At 51.0% G+C, this 17,733-nt stretch carries 16 protein-coding genes; 5 read left to right on the top strand and 11 right to left on the bottom strand.

Annotated features, from left to right (window positions below):
- Positions 1 to 9: 9 nt before the first annotated feature.
- The 3 genes from B3M52_RS05175 to B3M52_RS05165 form a co-directional block, all read right to left on the bottom strand.
- Positions 10 to 474 carry a LysE family translocator gene (locus B3M52_RS05175; protein ID WP_286749045.1) on the bottom strand — a complete coding sequence of 155 codons (465 nt, stop codon included), beginning with the start codon at positions 472 to 474 and terminating at the stop codon, positions 10 to 12.
- Positions 475 to 748: 274 nt separating this feature from the next.
- Positions 749 to 1,549, bottom strand: a complete 801-nt coding sequence (locus tag B3M52_RS05170) for a hypothetical protein (RefSeq protein ID WP_151982195.1) — start codon at positions 1,547 to 1,549, stop codon at positions 749 to 751.
- Positions 1,550 to 1,877: 328 nt separating this feature from the next.
- Complete coding sequence (locus tag B3M52_RS05165) at positions 1,878 to 2,816, bottom strand: LysR family transcriptional regulator (RefSeq protein WP_151982197.1); 939 nt, start codon at positions 2,814 to 2,816, stop codon at positions 1,878 to 1,880.
- 834 nt (positions 2,817 to 3,650) lie between these two features.
- On the opposite strand from B3M52_RS05165, the gene B3M52_RS05160 reads away from it, so the two are divergent.
- The 3 genes from B3M52_RS05160 (at position 3,651) to B3M52_RS05150 (ending at position 5,591) form a co-directional block, all read left to right on the top strand.
- Positions 3,651 to 3,983, top strand: coding sequence for a YdhR family protein (locus B3M52_RS05160; RefSeq protein ID WP_151982199.1), 333 nt, complete (start codon positions 3,651 to 3,653; stop codon positions 3,981 to 3,983).
- 143 nt (positions 3,984 to 4,126) lie between these two features.
- Entirely contained in the window at positions 4,127 to 4,534 is a 408-nt protein-coding gene (locus B3M52_RS05155; protein ID WP_151982201.1) for a PaaI family thioesterase, read from the top strand.
- 694 nt (positions 4,535 to 5,228) lie between these two features.
- A complete protein-coding gene (locus tag B3M52_RS05150) occupies positions 5,229 to 5,591 on the top strand; it encodes a DUF3703 domain-containing protein (protein ID WP_007152178.1) in 363 nt (120 codons plus the stop codon).
- Between the two features lie 20 nt (positions 5,592 to 5,611).
- On the opposite strand, the gene B3M52_RS05145 is transcribed toward B3M52_RS05150, so the two are convergent.
- A complete protein-coding gene (locus tag B3M52_RS05145; protein WP_151982215.1) occupies positions 5,612 to 6,319 on the bottom strand; it encodes a DUF1223 domain-containing protein in 708 nt (235 codons plus the stop codon).
- Positions 6,320 to 6,591: 272 nt separating this feature from the next.
- Here B3M52_RS05145 and B3M52_RS05140 point away from each other — a divergent pair, with 272 nt between their 5' ends.
- The gene (locus B3M52_RS05140; RefSeq protein ID WP_151982217.1) at positions 6,592 to 7,401 is read left to right on the top strand and encodes a substrate-binding periplasmic protein; all 810 of its coding nucleotides are present in this window, start codon (positions 6,592 to 6,594) and stop codon (positions 7,399 to 7,401) included.
- Between the two features lie 222 nt (positions 7,402 to 7,623).
- Complete coding sequence (locus B3M52_RS05135) at positions 7,624 to 9,753, top strand: TonB-dependent receptor plug domain-containing protein (RefSeq protein WP_256713541.1); 2,130 nt, start codon at positions 7,624 to 7,626, stop codon at positions 9,751 to 9,753.
- Between the two features lie 15 nt (positions 9,754 to 9,768).
- Here the strand turns inward: B3M52_RS05135 and B3M52_RS05130 are convergent, their stop codons facing one another.
- The 7 genes from B3M52_RS05130 to B3M52_RS05100 are packed head-to-tail and all read right to left on the bottom strand — an operon-like array spanning position 9,769 to position 17,404.
- Positions 9,769 to 10,566, bottom strand: a complete 798-nt coding sequence (locus tag B3M52_RS05130) for a citrate/2-methylcitrate synthase (protein WP_127401299.1) — start codon at positions 10,564 to 10,566, stop codon at positions 9,769 to 9,771.
- Complete coding sequence (locus B3M52_RS05125; protein WP_127401301.1) at positions 10,563 to 11,393, bottom strand: citryl-CoA lyase; 831 nt, start codon at positions 11,391 to 11,393, stop codon at positions 10,563 to 10,565. The genes B3M52_RS05130 and B3M52_RS05125 overlap by 4 nt, the downstream gene beginning before the upstream one ends.
- A 15-nt stretch (positions 11,394 to 11,408) precedes the next feature.
- Entirely contained in the window at positions 11,409 to 13,145 is a 1,737-nt protein-coding gene (locus B3M52_RS05120; RefSeq protein ID WP_127401303.1) for a thiamine pyrophosphate-binding protein, read from the bottom strand.
- A 59-nt stretch (positions 13,146 to 13,204) separates the two neighbouring features.
- Positions 13,205 to 14,896 carry an EAL domain-containing protein gene (locus B3M52_RS05115; RefSeq protein ID WP_226909918.1) on the bottom strand — a complete coding sequence of 564 codons (1,692 nt, stop codon included), beginning with the start codon at positions 14,894 to 14,896 and terminating at the stop codon, positions 13,205 to 13,207.
- A 13-nt stretch (positions 14,897 to 14,909) separates the two neighbouring features.
- Positions 14,910 to 15,365, bottom strand: coding sequence for a response regulator (locus tag B3M52_RS05110; RefSeq protein ID WP_036207564.1), 456 nt, complete (start codon positions 15,363 to 15,365; stop codon positions 14,910 to 14,912).
- Between the two features lie 54 nt (positions 15,366 to 15,419).
- A complete protein-coding gene (locus B3M52_RS05105) occupies positions 15,420 to 16,874 on the bottom strand; it encodes an ATP-binding protein (RefSeq protein ID WP_007152169.1) in 1,455 nt (484 codons plus the stop codon).
- Complete coding sequence (locus tag B3M52_RS05100) at positions 16,871 to 17,404, bottom strand: YfiR family protein (RefSeq protein WP_157132739.1); 534 nt, start codon at positions 17,402 to 17,404, stop codon at positions 16,871 to 16,873. The genes B3M52_RS05105 and B3M52_RS05100 overlap by 4 nt, the downstream gene beginning before the upstream one ends.
- Positions 17,405 to 17,733 lie beyond the last annotated feature (329 nt).

Here is a 17,733-nt window from a genome sequence, read left to right as displayed (position 1 = left end):
GGAAATTTCTTAACTTCGCTGCATCGTTGATGTAAACGCAGCAGCGCCAAACATTGCCATGCCTCCCAGTCTATTGAGCCGTCTTCGGGCCGGGAGGCTTTGAAGCTTATGGCGAACTGCCCCGGCGAAGAGCGCAAATGATGTAATAGATATCGAGACGACGCCCAAAAACGTCACCATTAATATGAGTAGCTGTGGAACAGCCGGTACTTCGGGATTAACAAACTGAGGAAAAAAAGCAACGAAAAAGACAATATCCTTTGGGTTCAGTGCTGTAACGAGAAAAGAGGACTTGAACAGGTTCGCTGATGACATCCCTGGAGCTGATAACGACGGCAAATCACGCTGAGGCACTTCGCGCCAGACTTTTATACCAAGGTAAACCAGATACCCAACCCCAAACCATTTTAGGATCAGGAAAAGCGTCGCTGACGTCGCTAAAACAGCACCTAGACCAATCAAGGACAACGTCATTGCCACCAAGTCACCAATTAAAACGCCAGAAACCAGTGGAATAACAGATTTTTTCCGTGACTGATAGACTGACCAAGCACCAAGATCACAGTTGGCCCGGGGATGATGGCAAAGATGAAGACCACAGATACAAAGGTTATCCAGATCTCAAGAGTCATAGCGTGTCCTTGTTAGGGGACCCGGCCTTTGGCCGGGTTCTTTTATGATGGTTATTATTCAGGACGCTTTACCGCAGAGAATCGTGACTAGATGTTTGCCCAGCAGCATAACTCATCTAGAGCTGTTTCAACTGGTCATTTGAAAAATGTGGGGAGACACAGGTTGCGGTTGGTGATTCTATATATCGACGATAAGCCTCGATACCGTTAGCGCTCTCTGTGTTACTTAATACGGCACCATTTCGAAGCATGACACTGACCTCCTGTTCATTTGTTACGATCTTAATGCTCACAGGCATGTATAGCTGATCAATCAGGGCCATTTGCGTAACTTTTCCCATTTGAACGACTTTTCCGGTTGATGACCACAGCCTGAAGTTCTCCGGCATCCGGGTTATCCGGTCTATTTTCTGCTCTAGTTTGAATAGACTGGAGTTTACTACGGGTATTTCCCCTTTTGTCCAAGTGCTTATCGTAGGGTGGGCGTTGGGAGCTACAATGTTGTCGAAAGGGGCATGAGTCCAGGCAACCATTCTAAGGGTGGCAGGAAGGGTAAAGTAGTCGTTGAGTGACTCCATACAGCTAACCTCTGATTTTCCATTTTGAATTTCGTGGAAGCTCCAGCTTTCTTTCAGACCTGCCTCAGTTTTTGTTCTTCGATGTATCAGCATGTTGTATCCGCGATGATGCACATCGTATAGAACGAAACCGGAAACAACAGAGCCACTCGAACGTTTCTGTATTAGTGTAAAATCAACATACTCAGTTGAGCCGTTGAGTTGTGTTGCTATTTCTCCATCAGCAATGTACCAGTTCGTATCCGAGCGATCGGTTCCAGCGGTATTGATTTCAATCGATTGGTCGCAGCCTGCGATTCCGATACCTAATGCAACCACTAGCATGGCGAGGATCTTCATAATTTGCTCCTTGAAAGCTTGAACTTCAAATATATGAATCGGAGCAGTACGGAATCCATCTATTAATATACGACTGTTATTAACAAATGTTTGATGCAGCTGATTGGTGGGTTCGTTACGTTTGTTCTGGTGGTTCAACCGATCTTATCTTTTGAGAACACAATTGTGGATGCTTACGCACCGAGATCTGAGGCGAGTGACGCGAATCAAAATTCTGTTGGAAGAGATTGGGGATAGACTTACCCTGAATTGATCGGAGGTAAAATTCCTGCCCGCAACCGATATACCACTGGCTGTGCAGTGGTTCAATGATTCCGGACACTGCTAACTAAATCAGCACACCATCCAACTTCTCCTGGGAGAGGCAGGTGTTGCAGCCTCTGATTGACCAGTGCTCACGAACCAGGTTAAAAAAAAGCGCCAACTCTTCAATACTTTCGTAACGGTCTTTTCTCGCCACCAGGTAAATTGGCAATTTCATTCTGTCCCTGGCGACAATCTGGATATCGCCGCGCGCGGCGGACGCAGTGGCAAGCTGGCGTTCAAGTACGCCTAATCCCATACCGGATCTAACCATGGCCAATGTAGAATATTCGTCGTCGGAAGTGGCAACAACATGTATTTGATCGTTATCATCGCCGAGCATTTTCTTCAACATTTGATGGTAAGGGCAATGTTCCGCCGGAAACACCCAGGGCAAGCTCGCCAGCTCTCCCAACCGATCGGGAAGCTGTTCGATGTCGCTGGAGGCCGGCGCAATAACGGTTACATCAATATGGCCGAGTTCTTCCCGGTACAGTTCGGGATGGTCCCGGCCACCGTATACAAATCCGGCGTCCAATTGTCTTCGGAACACATCTTCCTGAATAGCCAATGAATTACTGGTCTTGATGACTGGAGACACATCAGGCAACGAAGCTGAAACAGCCTTCAAAATCGAGTCCATTTTCAGCAGTTCGGGTAATGCATTCAGACCTAGCAGCAGCCGCTTCCTTGTGCTGGATGCCACCGCCTTAGCCGTGGACTTAAACTCTTCGAGGTCACCAATAACTCGATAGGCCAGCGGCAGCATTCTTTGACCAGCTTCCGTTAGCAACATGCCCTGCGAGGTACGTTCAAAAAGTCTTAACCCGGTGACGTCTTCGAGTTGACGAATCTGAGCGCTGACCGCTGCTGGCGTCGAAAACCGGCGTTCCGCAGCCTTCGTCAGGTTACGTTCTTCGGCGATCAGAACAAAAGATCTAAGTTTGTCGACCTGAATATTCATCACATTCCCCTCTCTGGCAAAGTGCGAACGTCGGGAAAAGGGCTAGCTAAACTAACGCCTTAGTACTACCTGATCCCAACGACTAAAAGTGCACCTACACCACGGAGGCAAAAGTGTGTGGTGGTGATGACGAGTAGCCGCCGGCCTCTTAAGTCATAGACCCGCTTCTTTACCGTTACCATAACCGAGCTCGAAAAAAACAACCAGTGAAATCCCGTCAACAAAAACTGAATATGCATGAAAAATCAATTGATGGACCCGCCGGATCTATGCATTTATTTTGGAAATAAGATAAAAAACAAAAGGACAAAGTCGTGGAAAAATCTGACGCTGAAGGTTCCGATCTGCAACTTAGTAGTGCCTCTGCTTTAACTACATATATATCTTCAAAAGGGAATTTCATATTGCTTACCGTCAGGTTATGGGGATCGAGATTAAGAACCAGGCATCAGTTAAGGAATAAAGTTCGAAACATGGATATATCCCTGATTGAGAAAGATGTCGGCCTCGCTCCAGGGACTTTGGTAAATGAAGCCTATAAGCCTTTTTGGAAACCTTGATACGATAATCAACTCTCTAACAGAACTAACAATTATTTACTTCATTTTTTATTGTGGGAAAGAATATCAACCAGCTAATCCAGCCTTTCAACAATTAGATTTTAAGATGAAACTCCATTATCTCGAAACTTCTTAGCGACGAAGTGATTCAGATAAGCCATTTCTGAGGACTTGGGTGCTAGATAGGCTAGCGAGAATATCTGTGCGGTAGCGTACGCTGACTGCATGCACTTGGGCGTCACTCACGGTATTTACCATATAGGAAGCAACTCCAATGATCACCGTTATTACTACGTTTCGTTTGTCAACGCCAATTACGCAGGAAGAGGCACGAATTATTTTTCTGAGCACGGCTCCGAAGTATCAGGACGTAGCTGGCCTTTATCGTAAATGCTACGTCTTGTCGCAAGATGGCAGCACGGCCGGTGGTGTCTACCTCTGGAACTCGCAAGAAGAAGCTGAGGCAATGTATACCGAAAGTTGGCGCGCTTTCGTGCGCGAGAAGTACGGCACAGATCCTTTGGTGACGTACTTCGAAACTCCTGTCGTCGTCGACAACGTTACGCACGAGATTCTGTCAGATGAGCAGGCTGGTTCGGCCGCCTAGTCGTTCCGTTGAGCGGCCAGTCCAAGGTAGTCTGAGAAACAGAAAAGCCGTAAAAGGCGCTATTGCCGGACAACTTTCCAAAGCTTCGCGGCTCCAAGATTGCCGCAAGGCTTTGCGTTAAGAGTAAAGAAAAGGAATCGAGCATGAATGCAGTACGAGAAGGATTTGAACCACTGTCACGCACGAGCCCGTTAACTGAATTGCTCGGCCCTATTTACCAGAAAGTGGACGCAGCCGGCCTGGTTATTGGGCTGGTCGCAGAGGAGAAACATTGCAACGCTCGGGGCATCGTCCACGGGGGTCTTTTCGGTACTCTCGCTGATATTGCTATGGGGTATAGTGCAGCGTTCTCTACAGAGCCGCCGACGCCAATCGTTACCACGAGCCAGACCGTGGATTATGTGGGCAAAGCAGAAAAAGGAGATTGGATTGAGGTTCATACGGACGTTCAAAAAGTTGGGCGCAGTACCGCGTTCACCAACTGTTATTTCCATGTCGGTTCAAAGCGCATAGCGAGAGCCAGCGCAGTGTTCAGCGTCACAGCCTCATGACAAGTCATCGCAAAGGTTTTTTTTCAGAGGCGGGCAGGGTGGTTATCAGTCTGGCGCTAGAGGCAATGGTTCAGAGATGAGAGCGCGCTCGATATGATTGTAAATTTGACGCCCCGACTCGCTCTATAACGGATAAATCCACGAATCGTTGAAAAACTGGCAGGTATTGGCTGAAATGGGCGGGCGCGACAGAGATTCAGGAAGGTCTCGGAATCTGCACGAAGCACCCCTAAAGTGCTTGTTTGCAAGGATCGCTGCACCGACCGCACGAAAGTCTTCAAGGAGTTCTGCGTCAGAGTACGACAAGCCATATGCTCCGAAAGTGCCAATGAAGCCTCCGGGCTTTCTCTTTTCGATCCAGGAACGATTCCTGTACCGGATCCAGTAGTGAAAATGGCGTGATACATGCCAGCCTAATCATCTGGACAAGGAGGTAGTTCCGTTGCTGAGGCGGTCAAGCGCCGGATTTAGTACAACATCGGTGGTCAAATCTCTACCAAGGTTGAAGCACAATGCTGCGCATAATGTATATTATGTTAAATGGTGTACGTAGCTCTTTAAAGGTAGGAACAGCAGCCCCGGTCAAATTCCCCTCTCTTCCCATACGCCACCTTCTTCAAACCATTGACTCTGCAGCTACTACAGGGTTTTTGATACCCACTGACGGCGCAGATTTAATGGGAGCATTTCTGAAATGAAAACTGAACTGAAACAGGCTTATAACGTGGAACTCACCGCGGCGTGCGAAGCTGAAGAGTCGCGTAACTTTTCAAAGGCGTTCGCCCACCTTGAGCGAGCTCATATTCTGAGCCAGAAGTATGCTTGGGCGCACACAAGGACCCACATTCGCATGCTCAAACTCGGCTGGCGTACGCGTGACATGCGGGAAGTCGTTGGGCAGCTTACTCGAACGTTCGCCGCATTGTTGTTTTCTCGCATATGGGTTCCCCTTGGAAATACCGGGCGTGCGAACGTCAGTCCGTTTGCGCCAATGCCTTTGCCAGAAGATCTCGCTCGTGTGCTTTATAAAGAAAGCCATCACCAGGCTGAAAGATAAAAACCGACTACGGCTAGCCGTTAATCGACGTAACCACCCACTGCCTGCAGAATCGTCTGTGAATTGCTGGGTGTTACCCAGGCCGCGATGGCATTTCGTTTCTGCCCTTTTTCGGGGAACTCTGGAAGTGTAACGGTCCAGCTTTTCTCTCCAGGTACTGTTATTAACTTCAACACCACGAAATCGTGTGTGAGTTCCCGGCCGCGGTTTTCTCCAGCTTTCACGGATGTTGTTAACCCCATACCGAGTATGGCTATATGCAACTGGCCAGCCTTCTCGCCATCAAATTCCGCCTTAAAGCGGCGTTTGTCATTAACGCTAGCCTTGAGTACCCCAACCTGTTTGGTGTCGTCTGTCCAGGTTCGTTGCCCTCGAAACCATTGGCGCCATTCTTTGTTGTTGATAACGATTCCCGGAGTATAAGACTGGCTAACGTGCCCTTCACGCACATAATTCCGCTGGCGTTCGCTGTAAGCAGCTTTTGCGAACGGGTCTTTCCAGCCGATGTAATCCCAGTAGTCAACGTGGAACTCCATTGGAACGAATTCTTTGAACAGCTCAGGGCTGCTCTTCAAAGAGCCCAGCCAACGATCAGCGGGAGGACAGCTGCTGCATCCCTCTGAGGTAAACAGCTCAACAACGTCGGTTTTACTCGTTCCACTAGTCCACTCTGCGGCGCTGGCAAACGACGGCAGTAAGAAAAGCAACGCAATAAACCATTTTGTCATGGGAACCTCTCATCGGATTAGCCATCTGTATTAATGGATCAGAGCAAAAGGTGCCGGCTTTGGTTCCTCCCCAAACATAACGTTTCTATAACACTTGGTGACGGTTCTTCGCAGGTTGTCGTTTACATAATGTTGCGAGAAACATGGCTTTGTCATGTTTGCGAGGTTTGATGACGGTATAAAATGTGGATCCTCCAACGCAGGAATTTCGGGATTTTGGACAAATGAAAGGCCAAAAGAGATGCCGGTACTTTCAGTACCTACAGCACCTAATGATTCTGATATTTGTGTCGTTTAGTCCGACGTTGCTTGGAGCGAACACCATCAAAATCAGCACCGGGCACTGGCCGCCGTACCTGAGCGAAGATCTACCTGGTGGCGGTTTTGTCTCCCAGATTATTCGTGAATCCTTTGAAAGCGAAGGTGTCGACGTAGATTTTGCATTTCTTCCCTGGTCGCGGGCGCTGGCAATGACCAAATCGGGAAAATATCAGGCCTCGGCGATCTGGTCTTGCACCGAATCAAGAAGCCGTGACTTCCTGTTCTCTTCTCCTTTACTGCCCTATCAATACGTTTTCTATCACCGCGCTGCCGAGGCTTTTGACTGGGAAGCCCTTGTAGAGTTGAAAGGAAAGAAAGTTGGTCTGACACAGGATTACAGTTACGGCGAAACACTCAGTGATGTTATTGAGAGTGGTCTCGTCGACGCTGACGTCACCACTTCTGACGCGGCTAATTTCAAGAAGCTGCTCCTTGGTCGCATTGATTTGTTTCCCATGGACCCCGTTGTGGGTGAAGCGATGATAAGAAACCAGTTTACTTCCCAGGCTTATCAACTGACGTTTCATCCCAAACCACTCCGGAAGGCGTTTTACCACGTGCTGTTTAACGCGGAGTCAGCCGGCCTCAGGCAGGCGTTCAATGATGGATTAGCGACGTTGCGCAACAACGGGAGGTACCAAGCCATTATTGAGAAAGCGGTCGCCGAGAACAGCACACCAGTAACTGCGCAGATACTGGAAGATAAACTGGTCAACTGGGACGCCACGGCGGCGCCCTGCTCCCCTCCTCCTGCCGAGTAATGCGAGTTTGATCGTATCGTTAGGTTCCATGCCGTTTAAGACTTGCTTATACGATGAATGCAGCTAAACTCCTATTCAGCTTGCATTTTTCATCGCTGTTTGGCTAAGAAATGTGCCATCCTTGGCAGTGTGACCGCCAGGTTTGTCAGTAGCAGGTCTCGGAGTGCAATCGTTGACTGAATCGTTTCAAATAATGCTAAGAGCAAAGTGCTGAGATTGCGCATGCAGGAACGTCTATCGCCCCTAAGCAGAGCTTTACGCCCCAAGGTGGTTTCGAGGGTGGTAGCCGCCGTTCTTTGCTATTCAACCTCTTCCATCGTTGTTGCCGCGGATGATTCCCTTTGGGACATTCCCTTGGAAGAGCTTGGTCAAATTCGTGTTGTCTCAATCGCCTCTGGAACCGAAACACCTCTCGATAAGGCCGCTGCAATCACTTCGGTCATTAATGCGGACGATATTGCAGCCATGGGCGCCACGGACTTGGACCAGGTACTTGAAACAGTGCCTGGGCTCCATGTGAATCACTCTGATCAGGCGTTCTCGCCCAAATACGTGTTTCGGGGCATTACTTCCAGCAATAACGCCCAAGCGCTTCTTCTTATCAACGGCATTCCTACAACCACCATGATGTATGGGAACCGTGGCAACGCCTGGGGCGGTATGCCCGTGAAGGCCATTGAGAGAATTGAAGTCATTCGGGGCCCAGGCTCGGCTCTTTATGGGGCCGATGCCTACTCCGGTGTCATTAATATCACTACAAAGAACCATCAATCGATCAACGACCAAACCGTCGGTGGCAGAGTTGGCAGCTTTGATACACAGGGAGCCTGGTTGGAGTCGGGCCACCAAATCGGCGATATGGGGCTCAGCCTGGTACTGGAATATCAAACGACGGATGGTTGGGATGAAACTATAGAACGTGATGCGCAGACCAACTTCGACGAAACGTTTGGTACGTCAGCGTCGTTGGCCCCCGGCCCAGTCAATACAGGTGTCGACCAAGTAGATGCTCGATTCGAATTGAGCGGACAGCAATGGACTTTTCGGGCAGGCCTGCAGGACAGAGGAAATCTCGGCACCGGCCCAGGCGTTGCGCAGGCGTTGGATCCTGAAGGACAGTTCTCGTCTCGACGTGTGAATGCCGATTACAGTTATCGGTGGTCTGATCTGGCCGAAGGCCTTGATGTCGAGGCACGGGTCTCTTACTTCAATATAACGCAGGATCCGGAGAACGACATCGTTCTCTATCCACCAGGTGCGTTTAACGGAAACTTCCCTGAGGGCCTGATTGGAAGTCCCGGCTATAAAGAGAATCAGTTTAGGTTTGATCTGAACGCTATTTATCGGGGCCTCGAAAACCACCGCATACACACCGGGATTGGTACTTTGTGGGCGGATCTTTATGAAGTTACTGAACGCAAGAACTTCAACCCGGATTTCAGCCCCAAAGGCAGTGTAGTGGATGTGTCTGATGACCCAACGGAAGTCTGGATGCCTGAGGAAGACCGCACGAACTACTATGCGTTCATTCAAGATGAATGGCAGTTTGCACAAAACTGGCAATTGGTCAGCGGCATTCGTTTTGACGACTATTCTGACTTCGGCAACACGTTAAACCCAAGAGCTGCCCTGATATGGGCAACTACCGATAACATCACGACCAAGCTGCTCTATGGCCGGGCATTTCGGGCCCCATCACTGAACGAGCTATATGTCGCCAATAACCCGGTGTTCATGGGTAACGACGAGCTTGACGCAGAAACCATCGACACGTTCGAGATAGGCGTTTCTCATCAGATTACAGCCCAACTGCTCTACGGGGTTAACCTGTTCTACTATGAAATTGATGATCTTATTAACGCGGTCCCAATGTCAGGGCTCATTGCCACGCAATATAGAAATGCGGGCCAACGTACCGGGCACGGTGGCGAACTCGAGTTGACGTATCAGGTGTACGAAGACCTGTCATTGCAAGCGAACTACGCTTATCAAACGGCAAAAGACGAAGGCACCGGGCAATCGGTTGGCGAAGCCCCTAATCATCAGATTTACACCCGAGTTGACTGGACGGTATCACCACAATGGTTGCTGAGCTCACAGGTAAACTGGGTGGGCAAGCAAAAAAGGGCCGCTGGCGACCAAAGAGAGCCCGTATCGGACTACACCACCGTCGATATGACCCTTCGTACCCGGGGGCTATGGCAAGGGCTGGATCTTTCACTATCCGTTCGTAACGTTTTCGACGAGGACGTGAGAGACCCCAGCCCGTTTGCTGACCCTGCCCCACCCATTCCAAATGACTTCCCCATGCCGGGGCGCACTGTAGTCGGTGAACTCTCCTATAGCTTTTAGCCGGGCACTGACTGCCTAACCTTCCCAGTCCCTTTTTTCCCTGCCATGGTAAACGATACTTTCACAGCGGATCGGGAAGAAGCTACCTTCGCGGCGACTTTTGGTATCCCGGAAACACGGAGCCATTCCTGCTACGAAGCAAGGGGTTAGGATAAGTTGGTACTCCTCGCAACTAAACCCCATGTCAGCAGCTAACGCCGCGTGCACAGCTGCCACATTCATCGAGTATCCGTACGTCGTGTTCAAGTGTTCGTAGACCGAAAACGCCATTTTGAGGTAGCGTCCCTCAGAGAAGCCGTACTCTTTTGCTTTATCCAATGTGAACGCAATGCGTTCGTCTGTTGTCGCGAGCGGACGCCCATAACCATAAAGAATTCGCCCTAAGGATTTTTCGTGGTCAACGAATTCCTCTAACATTCCTCCCTCATCGCACCATTTACCTGCTCTGTAGAAGAAATCAAGGGCTCTAACCTCTGGCCGACGGCCGTATATAGAGGCTTCCGAAATACTTAATCCCGCCATGAGACCCAAAGACGGTGTTGTTCGAACGGAGCCTGCCAAAGCCGCAACGTGATTGGGCCAGATAGATGGATCCGGATAGCTGGTGCCAACCCAATAGGAGTTGAGCATCTTAGCGACATTTTCTCCTGGGTCTTTCCCAAGAATGCAGTACAGGTATAGATGCAGCCATTCCAGATGATCCAGTTCATGGTGGAGATCCTTACCATGCATAACCACACGTTCTGTCAGAAAGGCTTTTCCGATACGGGTCAGCCAGTGACTTTCTGTTTCAAGTAGCTGCTCATGGTTCATCGTCCGCCCTCCTCGTCTCGCTGTTTAAACGGCCCTGGATCATCTTCCAGTTCAATGGCGGAGCTATAAAATGGGAATTTCTTCCATCCCATTTTACGTTGTTCCAACGCATGGACCGCTGCACCGGGCAGCCTAAGCATGAGATAAAGCATGCTACCCTGGTCACGATCCAGACCAAGATCAACGAACGCCGCCGCCGCAACAGATGTTATGGATATCGGGCATCCGAAGAACTCCTCCAAGGCCCCGCGTTGGTTTTGCAGCCAGTGCAACGCTCCGTCTTTCGGCGCGAACTGCACCAAAAGTTCCAGCGACTGCAGGAGCGTGGTTGGAATCTGATCACCGTTAGGATCAAACCCTGGAGGATGTTCTATCGCGGGCCATATGTCGGCTCTTTCATCTTCCTCTGGGGCCTGCAGCCTTGATTTCCAGCGATCCACGTCCTGACCACATTCTTCCCATAAGCGGATACAGATCTCCAATTCCTGGGAACCGCCATACAGACCGGACCCAACAGCAAGTGCTGACATAAGTGCGGAGCTATGGTTAGTGGCAGCCACGCCGCCGTTCATAGCCGCACGAATGCTTGCTTCCTTGGGGCCCTGGTTGGCAAGAACCAGGGCAAGCTTCTCAAGTAGCACAGCTTCATCCGGCCGGGGCCGTTCACCCATGAACATCAATAGTAAATACTCGAACCAACCAGCCTTGGCGATCACCTGGCCATACACATCATAGCCATGACAGTAGCTGGCCTTAGCGGCAAACGGGTTGGACTCTTCCGGCTCTTCAAACCAGAAATCAGAGTGATAGACGTAATCTGAGGGCACGCGATTTCCCCTAAGTTAATTGTCGTTGGGTATCGAGCCGGTTAACACCTTCATTCTCGATCCTAATGGAGGTACCTGATCACCATCGACGATGATATCCAGAAGGCAAGGGCCGGGACGTGACAGAATTTCGGGTATGTCCAGGTCTATCAACTGCTCCATGGTCTGTACTGTGTGAGACTCAATACCCAATGCTTTGGCCATCATGGCAAAATCCACACTTGGTAGTTGCGTGGCGACCCGTTCCCCTCCGCTCAATTTCTGTCCATGATTGACCATGCCTAATGAAGCATCGTTCAGAACGAGCATCAATACATTCAGGTTTTCCTGGAGCGCAATCGTCAATTCCTGACCTGACATCAGATAGCTGCCGTCTCCCGTAAAACAAACAACCGGCTTGTCCCGGTTGGCCGCGGCCATCCCGATAGAACTGCCGATCGCCCAGCCCATTGCAGCAAACCCCAACCCGATATTGAACAGATTCCTTTCAGCTGGCATGCCTTTCGGGCGCCGAACATTCCAGTAATGAATCCCCCACAGGAAGCTGTTTCCGGTATCCATAAGGACTCGGGAATCCCGGGGGCATATCGTACTCATGAAATTCATCAGTGCCTGGGCTTTAATGCGCCCCGATCTTTCAAGACAAACCTCAGGTTCATCAAAACGGGTATTTTCCGGCAAGGGAGCATCGCTGGTAACTGGCTGTCTGGACTCTCCAGTAGCGTCACCAATCAATTTATCCGCGATCGCTCCAAATACGAGTTTCGGGGAGCCCAGAACTACCAACCTCGCCATTGTTGAACGGCTGAGATGTGAAGGGTTGCTGGAAATATGAATCAGGCGGTCCGACAGTATGGTGGTCGGGTCCCATCCACACGTGGATACTTCATCGAGGGCTGTGCCGATGGCTACGACACGATCCGCATTCTCCACTTTTAACGCGTCGGTCGCGCTATTGTGGCCGGCGAAACCGAATACGCCCCTGTAGAGTGGATGAAAGCTATCTACGAGCCCTTTTCCTCGCGGCGTGGTAACGAGTAGCCAATTACGTGATTCCGCCAACGCTACCAATATATCATTTGCCCCCGTAGCGCCCTCACCCAACACCAGCGTGACCTTATCGGTGCACTCTAAATCGTCCAGCAGCGCCTGGAGGGACGCCTGGTTGGGAGCAACTTCGTGGTTGAGAAAAGCATTGAGCGCCTGATCCTTTACGTTATCCGGAATCCGATGGCGCATTACATCCAGGGGGATCGCAAGGTGTGCCGGCCCGGGTTGATTACTCACAGCATGGCTTACAGCCTGAAGCAGTTTGGTTTCGAGTTGCGCAGGATGCGATACCAAAGTGTTGTAACGCGTACATTTGGCAAACATCTCGACTGTATGAATTCCTGTGCAAGATGTTTCCTGCAATGAACCCTGGCCAAACTTGTCCAGCCCTGTTTGCGCCGTTATGACGAGAATGGGAATGCCGTCCGCATAGGCTGATGCGACACCGGTTAACAGGTTCGTGGCACCAGGACCTGCAGTTGAACAACAGACGCCTATTTTTCCAGTTTCGCGGGCATACCCTTCTGCCATGAAGGCCGCTCCGGATTCATGACGAGCAGTAATGGTCCGAATGCCTCCCCGGCGTTCACTTCTTGCCAACGCATCATAAAATGGTTCAATGCTCCCGCCAGGAACGCCAAACACATACTCGACACCCAGACGCTCCAGATAGCGTAATATCAAGTCACCATTTTCGAGCATTGATAATCCTTTTGGAGGTTACGTCCATTATTGAAGTGTGAACAAAGGCGGAGAGGTAGCTATTCCAGCGGTCGAGGCATGGAAATCCCATATCCCTGGGCGAAGTCGAGGCCCAGTTCAACCAGACGGGCTCTCACCTCGTCGTTCTCCACGAACTCGGCAACCGTCTTGAGTCCTGCGGAGTGGCCAATCCGGTTGCACGCATCGACTATCGACAAATCGATTGGGTCGTCCAGCAGGTTGCGGACGAAACCACCATCAATTTTCAGGTAGTCCACTGGCAGGGCTTTCAGATAGGAGAACGAACTCATGCCCGCACCGAAATCATCAAGCGCGAATTTGAACCCTCTTCTTTTGGCGGAATTGATGAACCTCTGAGTCGCGTTCAGATTGGCAATGGCGGAAGTTTCAGTAATTTCAAAGCAGATACGTTCGGGAATCAGCTTGTACCGCTCCGCTAACTGGCTGATGTACAGAAACAGTTCTGGCTCGTTAAACGAGCTTCCAGACAGATTAATAAAGAACGTTCCTGTGCTCTCACGCCCGAGCCCAGTGCGATCAAGGTAGTCAAATGCCAGGTCGATGACCTTGCGATCAACTCGTGTCATCAAGTTGAAGCGTTCCGCCGCAGGAATGAAGGCTCCTGGAGGTACGATGTCATCCCCTTCGTTCAGGCGGACCAGAAATTCGGTGCGATAACCGTCGTTGGCTTCTGGCTGAAGGGCAACCATTTCCTGCTGCCATAGGCAGAAACTGTTATTTTGCAGAGCCTGCTGAATTCGGCTGGTCCAGTTCATATCCCGCTGACGTTGCTGCATATCACTGTCATCGGTTTCGTAAAGCTGGACGTTATTGCGTCCCCGATCCTTGGCGGCGTAGCAGGCCAGGTCGGCGTGGCTCAGAAGCTCACCGGCACTGTTGTAGTTTTCGTTGATCAAAACCATACCGATGCTGAGCGACACCGAGAACGGCTTGTTCTGCCAAACAAAGCGGAACTCATGGACCACTTCACACAGCTTTTCAGCGACCTTGTGTGCATGGACCGCGTCGCAACCGCGCAGCAGTACTCCAAATTCGTCGCCGCCGAGGCGAGCCAGGGTATCATCAGAGCGAATTTGAAGTGACAGCAATGCGGCGACCTGCTTAAGCAAGTAATCCCCAGCCACATGACCACAGGTGTCGTTTATGATCTTGAACTGGTCAAGGTCAAGATAGAGCAGTACATGATGACGGCCGGTTTTATGGGTGTCTTCGAGCGCCTGCACCAGCCGCCGCTCGAATTCCCGGCGGTTCACAAGATCAGTCAGGCTGTCATGATAGGCCATATGCTCCAGGGCATTCTCGGCAACACGCTTGGCCTGGCGCATGAATCCTTCACGTACTTCCCGATCAATGGCAGGAATCAACCGGGACAGGTTGTCCTTCATGATGTAATCCTGCGCACCGGCTTTCATGGCGGTAACGGCAACGCCCTCGCCGATCGTTCCGGATACGATGATTACTGGCAGGTCCTTGCAGTACTTCTTGGTCAGCTCCAATACCCTGAACGAAGAGAAGCCGGGCATGTTGTGGTCGGTAATGACGATATCCCACTTACCCCGGCGAAGGGCATAGGACAGACGGTCTTCGCTGTCTACCAACTCATGATAGGGGGCTATGCCTCCTTTGCGCATCTCTCGCAGTAGAAGCAGCGCATCGTCTTCTGAATCTTCGACGATCAACATCCGTAGAGGGCTGGCTGTGTCTGTCAATGGCCTTACCTTTTTATAACGAGCGAACCGCACCTGCCTTGGGCACTTTATTGACAAAAAGCCAATAGCGGGCAAGCAACTTCATTTGTTCCGTAAACTCCCGATAATTGATCGACTTGGTGATAAAGCTGTTGGCACCCAGACGGTATGCATTCAACAGGTCTGCCGGCTCATCAGAGGATGTAACCATAACGACTGGCAGCCAATTGGTTAGTGGCGAGGACCGAATACCTTTCAGGACCTCCAGGCCACTGACCTTGGGAAGCTTCACATCAAGCAAAACAAGACCGAGCGAATCCAGATCTTTACACGGCTGCCTGGCATCGTTGCCAAACAGGAAGTCCAGGGCTTCCTGCCCGTCTTCTTTTACGATGACAGGGCTGTTTTCGCTCGCACTCTTGAGGGCTCGCACTGCCAGAACCTGATCATCCGGGTTGTCTTCAACCACAAGGATTGAATGGCCATCCATGATTTTATTTGCCCTTTCAATGAATTGCATTAATAGGTTGAATCTGACTACAGTCTAGCCCTGATCTCCCGAAACAGGCAACTTCACAACAAAACTTGCCCCCTCACCCAGTTGCGACGTAGCGGAAATATCGCCATGGTGCCGGCGAACCACGCGGTATACAGTCGCCAGGCCAATACCTGTGCCGCCGAACTCCGACGGCGTATGAAGTCGATTGAATGCCACAAACAGTTTGTCGATATACCTCATATCGAAGCCGACACCGTTATCACGAACCTCAATAGCAACCCAGCGCCCTTCTCTTCGAGACAACACTTCGACAATTCGTTTTTCTTCTTTGGCGCTGTATTTCCAGGCATTCGCCATCAGGTTCTGGAAGGCAACACGCAGCATTCGGCTGTCGCCTACAACCCACATACCCGGCTGTATGAGAATTTCCGTTGGCACATCATCGCTGATGTCTTGCAGTTCTTCCGCAATTTCTTCCAACATCTGGCTCAAGTCTATTGTCTGATTTTCCATGGACTGTCGGCTGACGCGGGACAGAACAAGCAACCCATCGATCAGCCCCGCCATCCGTACACTGGCCGCGCGGATTCGCTTCAGGTAATCCTTACCGATCTCATTCAACTGATCGCCACAATCCTCTTCCAGGGCTTGCCCAAACCCTTCAACGGCTCTCAGGGGCTGCCTGAGGTCATGGGAGACCGAGTAACTGAACGCCTCCAGTTCACGGTTGGCCATGCTCAGCTCGGAGGTCCTGGCCTCGACGATGCGCTCCAGGCTGTCACGGCTTTCCAGGATCCGGCGGTTCTGTTGCTGGATGGTGCTGATCATCTCGTTGAAGGTGTTACCCAGGCGCCCGAGTTCGTCGGTGCCGGAAACCGGCGCACGAATGGAATAGTCGTGATCCTGGGCGATGCGCTCGGCCGTCTCCGAAAGCTTGAGAATGGGTTCGGATACGATTCTCTGTAACCTGAGCGCCAGGAATACCAGCGCGATGAGGATCACCGCCCCGATACCGGAGGCTACGGATACAAAGGTCCGGATATGGCCCCGCAAAACTTCAAGGTGTGATGAGAGGAAAAGCTGCCCGACCACTTCGTTGTCCAGTGTGACCGGCATCAGTAACTGATAGACGTCCCCGACGAACCCTACTTCCAACGACGAACCAACCGACGGGCATTGCCCCTGTGGCCGGCCTGAAAGAGACGTCATCACGTCCCCTTGCTGGTTGTAGACACAGGCCTGCCGAATAGTGTCGATACGCTTGAGGCTGGTGATAATACTGCTCAGCTGCTCGTTGTCCTCGAACACCAGGGCGGCAGCGGACTGCTCCGCCAGGATGCCGGCGATGACATGAAGCTCGGATTCAAGCTGTTTCCGGTAATTCTGGTTCTCAACAAAGATGAGGCTCGCGCAGACCAGGGTGATGCCAAGTGCGCTGGTGAACAACGTAAGGAATAGCAGTTTGGTTTTCAGTCGCCAGTATCGCCACCGCCCCATCATCTCAGGACCCTCACCGCCAGTTCCAGAAGCCTGGAGTTAATGGTCAGGCCCGCTTTCATTGCGGCTTTCAGGCTGATTTCGAAGCGAATAACATTACCCTGCTTCACGTAACCGACAATCCCGCCCTTGCGAATGAAGTCTGGCAAATCACTCACTGTCAGTATGCCTTCGTGGCTCTCGGCCATTTCGAGCAGTTCGTCGACATTTCTGGACTGGGACTGCCCTATATAAAGTACGTCGCATCCCGCGATATCGGCCGGAACGTTGGGGTATCGAAGCTGAAGCGCCCTGCCCTGGGATTTACGACCTTGCATGGGGTCAAGCAGGTTGCCGAAGGGGTCATCGCCGTAGATGCACACATCAAGAGGATCGGAAGCGGTTGCTCCATTTGACCAAGTAATAAAACGTGTGAAGTTGTAGAGGAACGCCGCTTTGACTTCATATTCCGAGCGTATGGAAGCATGCGCCGACGCCAGGCTGAGACACAGGCTGAGAACTAGGGAAATAGAATATTTCAGGTGATCCCTCACGAGTCGGCCACGAAACAAGTAGTCATGTTGAAAAATGAATTATATGGGAGCCCGGCACCTACGGAAGGTTAGCACCCGTTTCGCTGGCGTCAACTGTATCTTAAAACTGTACTCCCCCAATAGCACCCTTCTGTGTCTGTTCCGCCAACACCGGTCCAATAGAATTTTATCAAGCACCGGAGGTGGAATATGAACATCGACAAAGTCCTGTTTCGCACACTCAAACACTATATTGAGAACCAAAGAACCCGCACACGCCTAAGAAGACGCCTGCGGGGAATGCCGATGAGAGAGCTGGATCGTTTGGCATGGGACATCGGAACAACCAG

Source organism: Marinobacter sp. UBA2688 (assembly GCF_002352785.1).
Classification (GTDB): Bacteria; Pseudomonadota; Gammaproteobacteria; order Pseudomonadales; family Oleiphilaceae; genus Marinobacter; species Marinobacter salarius.
Note: the sequence above shows the minus strand (reverse complement) of the source record. Positions and strands in the feature narration are given on the sequence as shown.